Origin of the sequence: Vibrio caribbeanicus ATCC BAA-2122 (genome assembly GCF_000165125.1) — a bacterium.
GTDB lineage: Bacteria > Pseudomonadota > Gammaproteobacteria > Enterobacterales > Vibrionaceae > Vibrio > Vibrio caribbeanicus.
The window spans coordinates 50,855-63,938 of the sequence record NZ_AEIU01000091.1 but is presented as its reverse complement, the minus strand read 5'-3'; the positions used below and the strand labels follow the sequence as shown (position 1 = coordinate 63,938).

Genomic DNA, 13,084 nt, shown 5'->3' with positions numbered 1-13,084 from the left:
ATTTTCGATATTGCTCATTAGAGCGAGAGTCATGCCAAGTTTCATTTTTTATACATTTTTTTTACAAAACCTCGATACAAGCATTGAAACATAAGGATAACATGACCAAAAACTCAATAAGGACACTATCTTGGTCAGTTCGGAGTGGATGAGATCTGGTTAACAAATGTTAATAAAATGTGTTCATCAGGTGTTCAAAGTGTTCAAAGTGTTCAACTGAGTGATATGTTATATTTTCGCTTCTGAACAATAACGATGATAAGCGAAATACAAACGACAGAAACTTTAGATTTGTGGAATACCGATTATGGCCACTAATATCGACAAAAAACATCTATCAATGATCGAGCATTCGTGGCAACGATGTAGAGAATTTGGTTTGCTCCACAATAGTGAACCTATTATTGATATACAAAATGGCCAGATCCTATCGGAGAATATCGAGCAACATGCTCGCTTGCTCTCGACAACACAACAAAAAGTACTGCCCTTCTACGACAGTCTATTGGCCAATAGTAACTGCTTAATAACGTTGGCAAGCCCATCTGGGCATGTTCTAAATAATTGGGGGGAGCAACGCTTTTTTAACCAACACCAACCCCAAGTCTTTCAAAATGGGGTCAATTGGAAAGAAAGTCTGATTGGCACCAATGCTATTGGTACTGCGTTAGAAACAGGATCTATTGTTCAAGTTTTCCACGATGAGCACTTTTTAAGTTCCAATCGTTTTATGACAGGCTCTGCTGCTCCACTTTTTGATGCCGAAAGGAAAATGGCAGGAGTATTGTCTATTGCCAGTGACGCATACATTCCTAGCTCTCACACGTTAGGTATGGTTAAATTAATGTCACAAGCGATAGAAAACCAGTTGATCGTTTCTCAATTTCATCGCAACCATTTTTTACTTTGGTTCAATACATCGCCTGAAAATATTGATAGCCAGTGGTCATCACTGCTCGTTTTTAACGAGCAAGGGATGATCGTTTCGGCCAATCGCAGAGCCGAAATTGTTCTTGGTCAAGATCTGGCGCTGCAATCACTCGAACAGTTATTTGATATCAAACTTGAAAAACTCTTGTCTCACCCATCTTTTACCCCTGCTGAGATACGTTCAAAAGAAAAGTTCAGTTATTACGCAATGACGATTCCACCAAGTATCCCTGTTGGACGTAAAATTGATTTTCGTGACACCTCGGCTGCAGGAGCTCAAAAAACAACAACCACGCCTTTTGATCTGCAAAAACTCGATACAGGTGATCCACAACTGGCAAAAGCGATAAAACAAGTCAGCCGCCTCATCAATAAAGATATTCCGATTTTGATTCATGGTGAAACTGGTGTTGGTAAAGAAGTTTTTGTTAATGCCATGCACCAATCTAGTCAGCGAAAACATTCCCCTCTCATTGCCGTTAACTGCGCTGCGATACCGCCTGACTTAGTTGAATCAGAGTTATTTGGCTACGAAAAAGGCGCGTTTACTGGGGCAAACCAAAAAGGCTCCATTGGCTTAATAAGAAAAGCTGACAAAGGCACACTGTTTCTGGACGAACTCGGGGACATGCCACTTAATGTTCAAGCAAGATTACTCCGGGTATTACAAGAGCGTACCGTCACACCTCTTGGTTCAACCGCAGCCTATCCTGTTGATTTTAAACTGGTATCAGCCACGAATCGAAACCTGAAAGACGATGTCCAACAAGGAACCTTTAGGCAAGATCTCTACTATAGAGTAACAGGATTAAACCTATCACTCCCCTCACTACGAGAGCGTTCAGACAAAGAAGTGCTGGTTCAACGACTGCTCGAAAAGTGCAATGAAAGCAGTCAAGAAATAACGGTAAGCCCTGATGTTCTCAAGCTTTTCTGTCAACACCCTTGGCCTGGAAACATCAGACAGATGGTCAGCGTGATTCAAATTGCTGTAGCAATGGCAGATGGCAATACGATTATGATTGATGATTTGCCTGATGATTTTATGCACGATATACAACATTCCCACGCCGATAGCAATGTTACCTTACTCTCATCAGCAATATCGGCCCCTGAACTTGACGATAACTGGCTCGAAACTTATGAACAATGTGGGCGGAACGTATCTGCGGCGGCCAAGGAGCTTAGTATCAGTCGCAATACCTTATATAAGCGTTTAAGGGAACGAGGACTTCGCTAATACGCTTCCTTTAGGTCAGAACAATAAAAGGTCACGTAGCGAACACATACGTAAGCCACAACTGCTGTAGCAATAATCAACTCAAAGTAGGCTAACCCATTTATCTGCATGACATACTTATTAGGGATACCTTGACTTTCCATCCAATGTGCCAACTTGTATAAAGCCGTAGAGCCAATCACCATGGGGAAAGTATAAGCAGCAAAACCGGCACTGAATGGCAGTCTAAGCAGGTGGAAAAAAGCACAATAGATAACACTGGTCATTAGTACTGAGATACCAAATAAAATACCAATGATCACAGGAGAAGGATTCTCCATTAAACTAAGATAGCCCGCTAACGTTGCGCTGGCAGGTGCAGCAAGTACTGCAATGGTTGGTTTCTCATTAGCCGCAATTTGTCGAGTAAAAATCAATCTGTATATCATAAAAGGTAACATCACAGCACAAGCGGCCATGCCCAGAAACAATGCAACGTAGGCAATCGGGGCCAATACTGAGTTACCCGAAAATGAAACATCCGCTACTATGATTCCAACAGGAGGAATAAACCAGCTAGGGACCATCTGGTGCAATTGAAAATCTTGAATTCTGTGATAGGCAAAAGTGATCAGGAAAATGAGATGTATTACCACAGCAAACAACCAGATACCATCACCAAGAGTTGGGATGAATTGTCCGATTGAGTGCGACACTATCATCAGAGCCATAGCAAAAGTTGGAAGGACACTTCCCACGACAGGGTGGGCAAGTTCAGATTTTAACTGATTCGGATGAAAGCAAAATTTGGCAAACAAGAGCAATAGCAAAGAGCCCGCCATAATCGCACCAGCCCACTGAGCAATTCCGTTAAAAGCATAAGCATTTTCCCAGCACCAACCAAGACTACCGACACCTAGAGCGAGACCAGCTATGGGGGTTGGGGCATAAAAAAGTTTCTCTTTTGCTGATTTCATCATCAAAATCCTAATATTTTCTAGTGACACGCACAGTTTAACTAGGTTGTTTGTTTTATAATATATAATTAATTCAAACCAACGTTCAGTATTTCCAAACGCATTATGGCCGCTAACATCTCTCTTAAGCAGTTGAAAACTTTTATAGCTATTACTCAAAACAATACCCTTACCGCAGCATCTGAAGCACTCTTTCTTTCTAAGGCAGCGGTCAGCATGGCTTTATCTGAATTAGAAAAACAGCTCGGCCACTCATTATTTGACCGCGTCAATAATCGACTTATTCTCAATCAGGAAGGACAAAAGCTGCTACCGCTTGCTGATGAAATTATCGAACGTTCTCAAGAAATTACGCGTTTATTTGATGATCAAGCGTTATCTGGTCAGTTAAAGATTGGAGCAAGTGACACCATAGGAAATCAAGTCGCACCGTATCTATTGAGTGACTTTCGTCAACATTCACAACACACCTCGCAAAGCTTGTTTATTTCAAACTCTGCGTTAATTTGCCAAAAGTTAATTGATTACGAGCTAGATCTTGCACTTATCGAAGGTAAAACCCTACATTCTCAGCTCCATTCAACACAATTTAGCCAAGATGAAATGTGCATTATATGTGCTCCGGAATCACCGATACTTCAACAAAGCCCTTTTTCCTTAAGCGCATTAGAACAGAGTGATTGGCTTCTTCGTGAGCCAGGTTCAGGATCCAGAGAGTTTTTTCTGCGCGTGATTGCCCCACGTATTGAGCATTGGCAAGAGTCCTTTCAGCTCAATACTACCGAAGCCTTGATCAATAGCGTGTCTGCGGGCTTGGGATTTGGTTGCCTCTCTAGGCTAGCGGCACAAAGTGCCATCAATGATGGAAGGGTGAAAGAAATTCACACGTCTTTAGATATGAAACGACGCTATTGGCTACTCGTTCATAAAGAAAAATATCAAACCCCATTGTTGAAAAACTTTATTGAATTTTGTCATCAGTGGAGTAAAGACTGAGCACTTAGCAAGCAACTGCAGGCCATCGCTGGACTTGATAAATTAAAATCTGTATAAAAAGACAGTGACTGAATTTTAACAATTGGAACTAGAGGAACAACCATGGCTGTAATCGTCAAGTACGTGGTAGAACGCAACGGAGAAGAAAAAATGACTTTTACCTCTAAAGCGGAAGCAGATGCCTATGACAAAATGCTAGATATGGCAGACGAACTCTATGAACTCTTGGGTAAAAGTGAACTACTTGAGGACGAAGGAAAGCAAGAAGACCTCGCGATGTTCCTCGCTCAGAATAAAGAAGACGTTTTGTATGCGCTCGGCGCAAAGCGTAAACCAACACCCAAAAAAGCGCCCAAGCCTGAAGCCATTGATGGTGATGATGAGGCGCAAGAAGACGCTGCTTAATCTTTATTCGCCCTCTATATGAGGGCGAATCCATTTTACTTCACTCTCTTCATCATAATCCATATGACGTATCAAATCGAAGTTTGCATCGATAACCTTGAATCCATAGCTTATGCAATCGCAGGTGGTGCGACTCGTATTGAATTATGCAGCGCATTAGCACTCGGTGGCCTAACTCCCAGTATTGGTATGATGGTAAAAGCAGCAAAGCTCTCTAGCATACCTGTTTATGCCATGATCAGGCCAAGGCAAGGTGATTTCATTTACAGTCAAAATGAATTAGAGCTAATGTTAGAAGACATAGATGCAGCGGCACATGCGGGACTAAACGGTGTGGTATTTGGGGTATTGGACGTAAACGGTAATGTGGACATCAACGCCAATCATTTGCTTGTCGAAAGAGCAAAACTTCACCAACTTGGTACAACATTCCATCGTGCCGTCGATCACGCGAGAGATTGGCAAAGTGCACTAGAAACCATTAGCCAATTGGGGTTTGATCAAGTTCTGACTTCAGGCCAAGCCTCAAGTGCAGCTAAAGGACTGCCAATCATCTCTGCTATGGTAAAAAGTAATCAAATAGCAGTAATGGCGGGCGCTGGCATCAATGCGACCAATGTCGCCAACATAGCAAAGGTGACTGGTGTCAGACAGATACATCTTTCAGGTAAAACAAGCCGACCGAGTAAAATGCCGTTATTGACTCATGCACAGATGGGAAACGAAGAGATTGACGACAGAGAAATACCCATTACCGATCAAAATAAGATCGCTGATGTGGTTAACGCACTCATGATTTAATAGCGCACTGAAAGTAATATCGAGCTGTTAACGCAGCGCATCATCAATACTCTGGTTGCCCAGGTGGCGAACATCTTTCCCTTTGACAAAGTAGATAATGTATTCACAAATATTTTGGCAACGATCCCCCACTCTTTCAATCGCTCTTGCGGACCACATTACCTGAAGAATGTTGGGTATATTTTTAGGATCTTCCATCATATAGGTCATTAATTGACGAATAACCGCTTCGTATTCAATATCGATTTTATCATCTAACTTATACACTTCTGCAGCAGCGGCAACATCCATTCGAGCAAACGCATCAAGAACTTGATGCAACATTCCAATCGCTTGACGGCATAAAGGCTCAAGCGATACGTGAAACTGACGTTCCGCGCTACTTTCTGACTCAATGGCAACATAAGCAATTTTAGTGGCAACATCACCGATACGCTCTAGGTCTGTTATCGTCTTAATAATGGCAATAATCAGGCGTAAATCTTTTGCCGTTGGTTGTCGTTTTGCAATGATTCGGGTACATGCTTCATCGATCGACACTTCCATTGAATTGACTTTATGATCGTCTTTCACCACTTTTTTGGCTAATTCGATATCCCCTTTGTGCAATGCCTGCATTGCAAAAGAAATTTGTTGTTCGACTAATCCCCCCATGGCCAATACATGGGTTCGTATCGACTCTAGCTCGACATTAAATTGACCCGAAATATGTCGTCCAAAGTTCATAGGCTTACTCCTCTAGCCATAACGCCCAGTTATATAATCTTCGGTTTGTTTTTTTAAAGGAGAGGTAAAAATAGAGTCAGTATCCGCATATTCAATTAGCTCTCCCATATGAATGAACGCTGTATGATCGCTAACCCTCGCTGCTTGCTGCATATTATGAGTAACAATAACAACCGTATATTGGTTTTTTAGATCGTTTATCAGCTCTTCAATCGTCAAGGTAGATATGGGATCGAGCGCTGAGGTCGGTTCATCCAATAGCAGCACTTCTGGCTCGATAGCAATTGCACGGGCTATCACTAACCTTTGCTGTTGCCCCCCTGATAACCCGAAAGCGTTTTCATGTAAACGATCTTTTACCTCCTCCCAAAGCGCAGAAGCCCGCAGCGAACGCTCTACCGCATCATCAAGCGAACGGCTATTTTTAATTCCTTGTAAGCGTAAACCGTAAACCACGTTCTCATAAATTGATTTAGGAAAAGGGTTAGGGCGCTGAAATACCATTCCTACTCGCCTACGCAATGTCGGTACATCAACTTTAGGATGGTATACATTTTTTCCGTGTAGCTTTACCTTACCGTCAACATGACAGCCATCAACCAAATCGTTCATACGGTTGATACAACGAAGGAGCGTTGACTTTCCGCATCCCGAGGGGCCAATAAATGCAGTAACTTGTCCCTTAGGGATTCGCATCGAGATATTCTTTAACGCTTGTGTTCCTTTGTAGAACAAGCTCAAGCTTTCAATCACAATGGCAGTTTGCTCATCAGTCAGATTATTGACATCAAGTGGGGGACGATAACCTAAAGTTTGATTTACAGAAAACATCGTTAGTCTTGTCCTAAAGTACGGTATTTCTCACGTAAGTTATTGCGGATACTGATCGCTGTCAGATTTAAACCTACAATAACCGTAACAAGTAAAAATGAGGTTGCATAGACCAAGGGTCTGGCGCTTTCTATATTGGTTGTCTGAAAACCGACATCATAAATATGGAATCCTAAATGCATAAATTTTCGTTCAAGGTGAACAAAAGGAAACTGATCATCAACGGGTAAACTTGAAGCCAACTTTACAGCTCCTACAAGCATTAAGGGAGCCACTTCACCTGCTGCACGTGCGACGGCTAAAATAAGGCCAGTAAGAATCGCAGGGCTTGCCATAGGCAAAACAATACGCCATAACGTTTCAAACTGAGTTGCACCTAGAGCGAGTGAACCTTGCCTGACCGATACAGGAATTCGAGTCAGTCCCTCTTCCGTTGCGACAATCACAACAGGTAAGGTTAATATGGCTAGAGTCAAAGCAGACCATAATAGCCCCGGAGTTCCGAAAGTCGGTGCAGGTAGACGCTCAGGATAAAAAAGCGTGTCGATCGAGCCTCCCACCATATAGACAAAAAAGCCCAAACCAAATACACCATAAACAATGGAAGGAACACCCGCCAAATTTATTACCGCAACACGAATCAAACGAGTGACCAGATTATTCTTGGCATATTCGTGTAAATATATCGCAGCAATGACACCAAGTGGCATAACAATAACTGACATTATTAACACTAGAAGTACTGTACCAAACATTGCAGGGAACACGCCACCCTCAGAGTTTGATTCTCGTGGATCATCAGAAAGAAACTTCCAAACTTGTTTCACCCAATGTAAAAGTTTTTCAGGAAGGTTCATTTGATTAGGATACCAAGCATCCAATATTTGACTCAGGGGAATTTTGACTTGTTGTCCTTTCATTTCTTCAACAATCACTCCTTGAGAAGCTAATTGCCGTTGCAAACCATCGAGCACTTTTTCGACTTGCATAAGCTTCTCACGCAGCGTTTGACTCTTTGCGTAGTAAGAAGCCATCAAATCAGCATCTAGACTTTTATCAAACTGATGCTTACGTTTTTCAAGTCGCAACTTTTCAAGTTGAGAATTCAGTCCCTGAACATCGCGTTTAATCAGGTAGTCAATATCTTCTCGCAACATTTTGGCTTTAACCAAACCAACGGCAAGTGCTTTCTGGGTATTTTTATCAATAGAGCCAACAGAAGAATAATAGCCCACAGGCCGGCCATAAAAGTCCCCATCACTGGTCCGTTCTATAACCAATAAATCTGAAGGAGTAGTTGGTTCATTGAGTTCAACATCAAGCAATGAAATAAAATCAGAGCCGTATAAATCCCGATTGGCACTCTTAATGCTGATACGTTTAATCAACCCAGAATCGATGCTCTTTTTAGGAATGCGACTCACCTCCTCTTTAAAATGGCTAATGGGAACGTACTCTTGAGAATAAACTTGCCCAATCAGTTTCTCTCCTTGCTCTGTTTCCCATTGATACAATGGCGCAGGCCAGAAATAGGCAAGTCCATTCCAGCCGATCAAAAGTAGCAATCCTAATACAGAGAGTACACTTATACTGACAGCGCCAGCAGTCAGCCATACCCAAGGAGCTCCGGATTTTAACCACTTAAACACAATGACTAGCCCTTAATGATTAGAGTGAACGGTACTTTTCTCGCAAACGCTGACGCACCCACTCAGCTAATGAGTTGACAGCAAAGGTAAACGCCAACAGTAATAGTGCCGCTAAAAATAGTATTCGATAGTGTGAACTACCTATGGAAGACTCCGGCATTTCAACCGCAATAGTTGCAGATAATGTTCGCATTCCTTCGAGTATATTCCAATCCATAATGGGCGTATTGCCTGTAGCCATCAAGACAATCATAGTCTCGCCAACAGCTCTACCTAGACCCATCATTATTGCCGAGAAAATACCCGGACTCGCGGTAAGCAGTACAACATGGATAAGTGTTTGCCACGGTGTCGCACCTAATGCAAGTGACCCGTCAGAGAGATGTTTGGGAACCGAAAAAATTGCGTCTTCAGCAATGGTGAAAATCGTCGGGATGATAGCAAAACCCATTGCAAAACCAACAACCAATGCATTGCGCTGATCAAAATCAATGCCACGCTCAGCCAGAAACACGCGAACATCACCAGCAAATAGTAAAGTTTCAATATTTCCGCTTTGAGCTAGGATAAACATTGAAATCAGAATCAATGCTGGCATCAAAACGATAACGTGCCATCCATTGTTGAAAAAACCCGTCCATTTTTTGGGGAGAACTTGCCAAAATGCACCGACCGCTAACATCGTGATCGGAAGCATGATAATCAAAGCCATAACTGCAGCCAAGTGGCGCTCTAGCAAAGGGGCAAACCATAACCCAGCAAGAAAACCGATGATCACTGTCGGTAATGCCTCCATTAGCTCAATAGACGGTTTAATTAAACGGCGCATTGATGGAGACATAAAATAGGCGGTATAGATCGCACCCAATACGGCGATGGGAATTGCAAATAACATCGCAAAAGCAGCCGCTTTCAGTGTTCCAAAAGCTATCGGCACTAAACTAAATTTAACTTCCGAGGTGTCACTTGAAGGTGTCGTTTGCCAAACGTATCTAGGTTCTGGGTAACCTTCATACCAAACTTTCTGCCACAACGAAGACAACGAGACTTCAGGAAATGCATTATTTATCTCAGCTAACGTGAGTTGGTTATCACGCAGTGAGACGAGGAAAGATTCATTGTTGGACATTGCTGCAAGTTGAGGAGCCTTATTATATAGGCGTTTAAACAACACCAGTTCTTCACTGGTTGTATAGTAGCTTTGGATAGTCCCGTTGAGGTAAAAGCTGTAGAAACCTTTTCGGTAAACATCAGGGAGTAGTAATACCAGCTCTGAAGGCAGCTTAAAATTTCTAATATAAGTAAGCGTTCGCTGACCACTTGCCAATACATCAAACCATTGCGATACGTTTCCATCTTGATGAGTGACCAATATAGAATATGCCCCGGATAATAAGCTTATATTTTTAACCGCATGCTCAGGTTTCCCTTGACTTAAATCAACTACTTCACGAATTACAAAACGGCTCTGGTCTTTTTGTGCCACGACCAACTCTGACTGAGTTCTTAGATAAAGAGTTTGTCCATCTGGTGTTAGTACCAATTGTTCTAAGTTTGGAAATTTTTGATCAAATTGATAAGTCTCAAGTTCGCTACCGTTGCGCCAACGAACTTCGACTGAACTGTCTTGATAAAAGCTTGCAACAGTGAGCGTTTTTTGTCGAGTAAAGGTAAAATTCCGAAGAGCTTTACCTAGATTGGTAAAGTCTAGGTTTGTTCGGTAGTACTCAATATGAGGCGCTGGTCTACTTTGACCATCAACACGTCGATAACTAAACTGAGGTTGAAAAAAAGTTATGTTTCCTTTGGTATCGGCAACCCCATACCAACCATCCACTGTCGTTGCATGCACAAGCACATCACCGCCATCAATAATCGCTTTTGATAATATCGGTTGTGCTTTGGGGTTAGATAGAGACCAAAACTGAACCTTACCTTGGTTTGAAAGAGTAAATGCAGCTTCCCCGTGATCACCAACGCCTATCGCTACCGTTTTATCAACTATATCAAAAGAATATGTTTCTTTTAGCTCAATCGAAGCATCGCTAAATAGGGGGATCACCATAAAAAAGAGATAAACAAACAGCAACACGAGAGCAACCAGAACGCTTATGCCCCCAGTACTCACAGCAAAACGGATCAATTTGTCTTGAATTAGTCGCCTTTGATCACGCTCTCGTAAAGAGAATTCTGCATCGCTCATCTTATTCTCGTACCTATTTTTCCCCAAGGGTATAATATTTCGTTCACGTGACAATTATATTACAGTTGAAATTAAACAACTGAAAACAATGCAATAAAAAACATAATATTGATGTCATGTTCCCAAGTAAAACCTAGATACTGAAATCTATACACATGCTAGGTTCAGCAAATGAAGTCACAGAGTTAAACCCACGGCTTAATTTGCTATCCATGTAGAGTGATAAACATCACTTTTGAACCCCATCAAGATTCAAAGGTAACGTTGTGAGCACAGAAAAATTGTATGTCGAAAAGGAATTGAGTTGGCTCTCTTTTAATGAGCGTGTACTACAAGAAGCTGCCGATAAAACTGTACCATTAATTGAAAGAATTCGATTTCTGGGTATCTTCTCCAATAATTTAGATGAGTTCTACAAAGTTAGGTTTGCTGACGTCAAAAGACGTATCTTAATTAATCAAGAACGCGGGGGGCAAGACAACTCGAAACATTTGTTGGCAAAAATGCAAACCAAGGCATTAAAGCTCAACGAACGCTTTGATGAATTATACTCAGAACTAATAAGAGACATGGCACGTCGTCGAATTTTTCTTGTCAATGAAGCGCAGCTCACGGAACCTCAACAAATTTGGATTAAGCATTATTTTCACAAGCATGTCCTCCCTCACATTACACCATTACTTTTGCGTGATGATATCGATGTGCTGCAATTTCTCAAAGATGAGTACGCTTATATTGCCGTTCAATTAGAGAGTGGGGATGGGAATCAGTATGCCTTAATTGAGATTCCTACCGACCACCTTCCCCGCTTTGTAAGATTACCAGAAGAAAAAGGGAAACGGCGCAAAACGATAATATTACTTGATAATATTATCCGCTATTGTTTAGACGAACTATTTAATGGCTTTTTTGAATATGAAGGATTAAGCGGCTACGCAATGAAGATGACGCGTGACGCTGAATACGATTTAAGCCGAGAAGTTGAGCATAGCCTTCTGGAACAAATGTCCGAAGGAGTAAGTCAACGCCTAACGGCTATGCCTGTGCGCTTTGTATATGAAAGAGAAATGCCACAAGATATGTTAGAGTTTTTATGTGAAAAACTAAAAATCTCTAACTATGATAGCCTTATTCCTGGAGGAAGATATCATAATTTTAAAGACTTCATAGACTTTCCAAATGTCGGGCGCGACTACTTAGAAAACAAGCCGCTTCCCCCATTGCATTGTATCGACTTTGATGGCTTCGCCAATAAATTTGAGGCCATCAAAGCAAAAGATATTTTACTCCACTACCCTTATCATGCCTTTGAACACATCAGTGAACTGGTGCGACAAGCCTCGTTTGACCCCCGTGTTCTAAGTATAAAAATCAATATTTATCGGGTGGCCAAAGAGTCACGTCTTATGAACTCACTTGTCGATGCTGTTCATAATGGTAAAAATGTCACTGTTGTAGTAGAACTTCAAGCTCGTTTTGACGAAGAAGCAAACATTGAGTGGTCAAAGGTATTGACCGAAGCGGGTGTTCAGGTCATTTTCGGCGTACCGGGACTTAAAATTCATGCCAAGCTTCTAATGATAACGCGAAAAGAACAGGGGGAGCTTGTCTATTATTCACACATAGGTACAGGTAATTTTCACGAAAGAAATGCACGTATCTACACCGATTTTTCACTCTTAACTGCGGACCCTAACATCTGTAATGAGGTACGCAATGTCTTTGGCTATATTGAAAACCCTTATCGCCCAGTGAAATTCAAGCACCTAATTGTTTCACCGCGTAATTCACGCCAGCAACTAAACCGAATTATTGATAATGAAACAATCAACGCAAAGCAAGGGAAGAAAGCCTCACTCATACTCAAGGTTAACAATCTCGTTGATAAAAGCTTGATTAACCGTCTCTACCGCGCAAGCAGTTCTGGAGTAGAGATAAAAATGATCATTCGAGGTATGTGTTCACTTGTTCCGGGTGTTGCTGGAATAAGTGAAAATATCTCGGTCATCAGTATTGTTGACCGCTTTTTAGAACATCCAAGAGTCATTATTGCTCACAACAACGGCGATGAAAAAGTCTATATTTCTTCAGCCGATTGGATGACTCGTAATATCGACCATCGCGTTGAGGTTGCGACACCAATATATGATCCTCGCCTTAAAAAACGTATTATTGACATTATCAACATTCACTTTACTGATACTGTTAAGGCTCGAATAATCGACAAAGAAATGAGCAATAGTTATGTTTCTAGAGGTAATAGAAAGAAAGTTCGCTCACAAATGGCAATTTACGACTACCTTAAAAAAATAGAAAGGCGAAAAACTAAACAGTTTGAGAATTAGGC

The 13,084-nt window shown here is 41.6% G+C and carries 10 protein-coding genes; 5 read left to right on the top strand and 5 right to left on the bottom strand.

The features are described from left to right. Positions 1-307 precede the first annotated feature (307 nt). The gene (locus tag RH40_RS15030) at positions 308-2,170 is read left to right on the top strand and encodes a sigma-54-dependent Fis family transcriptional regulator (protein WP_009602468.1); all 1,863 of its coding nucleotides are present in this window, start codon (positions 308-310) and stop codon (positions 2,168-2,170) included. Here RH40_RS15030 and RH40_RS15025 read toward each other — a convergent pair. Beyond that, the gene (locus RH40_RS15025) at positions 2,167-3,129 is read right to left on the bottom strand and encodes a TDT family transporter (RefSeq protein ID WP_039954790.1); all 963 of its coding nucleotides are present in this window, start codon (positions 3,127-3,129) and stop codon (positions 2,167-2,169) included. The genes RH40_RS15030 and RH40_RS15025 overlap by 4 nt on opposite strands. Positions 3,130-3,231: 102 nt before the next feature. On the opposite strand from RH40_RS15025, the gene RH40_RS15020 reads away from it, so the two are divergent. From RH40_RS15020 to RH40_RS15010, 3 genes are all read left to right on the top strand, one after another. Next, positions 3,232-4,122 carry a LysR family transcriptional regulator gene (locus RH40_RS15020; RefSeq protein WP_009602466.1) on the top strand — a complete coding sequence of 297 codons (891 nt, stop codon included), beginning with the start codon at positions 3,232-3,234 and terminating at the stop codon, positions 4,120-4,122. A 102-nt stretch (positions 4,123-4,224) separates the two neighbouring features. Continuing rightward, on the top strand, positions 4,225-4,527 hold the full coding sequence (locus RH40_RS15015; RefSeq protein ID WP_009602465.1) for a YebG family protein: 303 nt from the start codon (positions 4,225-4,227) through the stop codon (positions 4,525-4,527). A gap of 63 nt (positions 4,528-4,590) precedes the next feature. Beyond that, positions 4,591-5,328 carry a copper homeostasis protein CutC gene (locus RH40_RS15010; RefSeq protein WP_009602464.1) on the top strand — a complete coding sequence of 246 codons (738 nt, stop codon included), beginning with the start codon at positions 4,591-4,593 and terminating at the stop codon, positions 5,326-5,328. 27 nt (positions 5,329-5,355) lie between these two features. On the opposite strand, the gene phoU is transcribed toward RH40_RS15010, so the two are convergent. From phoU to RH40_RS14990, 4 genes are read right to left on the bottom strand one after another with little or no spacing between them, the layout of a single operon-like run. Next, positions 5,356-6,054 (bottom strand): phosphate signaling complex protein PhoU, encoded by a 699-nt coding sequence (gene phoU, locus RH40_RS15005; protein WP_009602463.1) that lies wholly within the window; start codon positions 6,052-6,054, stop codon positions 5,356-5,358. Positions 6,055-6,066: 12 nt separating this feature from the next. Next, positions 6,067-6,885 carry a phosphate ABC transporter ATP-binding protein PstB gene (pstB, locus tag RH40_RS15000; protein WP_009602462.1) on the bottom strand — a complete coding sequence of 273 codons (819 nt, stop codon included), beginning with the start codon at positions 6,883-6,885 and terminating at the stop codon, positions 6,067-6,069. 2 nt (positions 6,886-6,887) lie between these two features. Next, positions 6,888-8,534, bottom strand: coding sequence for a phosphate ABC transporter permease PstA (gene pstA / locus RH40_RS14995; protein ID WP_009602461.1), 1,647 nt, complete (start codon positions 8,532-8,534; stop codon positions 6,888-6,890). Positions 8,535-8,553: 19 nt separating this feature from the next. Further along, positions 8,554-10,737 carry an ABC transporter permease subunit gene (locus RH40_RS14990; RefSeq protein ID WP_009602460.1) on the bottom strand — a complete coding sequence of 728 codons (2,184 nt, stop codon included), beginning with the start codon at positions 10,735-10,737 and terminating at the stop codon, positions 8,554-8,556. A 266-nt stretch (positions 10,738-11,003) separates the two neighbouring features. Between RH40_RS14990 and ppk1 the strand changes: the two genes are divergently transcribed. Next, a complete protein-coding gene (gene ppk1, locus RH40_RS14985) occupies positions 11,004-13,082 on the top strand; it encodes a polyphosphate kinase 1 (RefSeq protein ID WP_009602459.1) in 2,079 nt (692 codons plus the stop codon). The last annotated feature ends 2 nt before the right edge of the window (positions 13,083-13,084 follow it).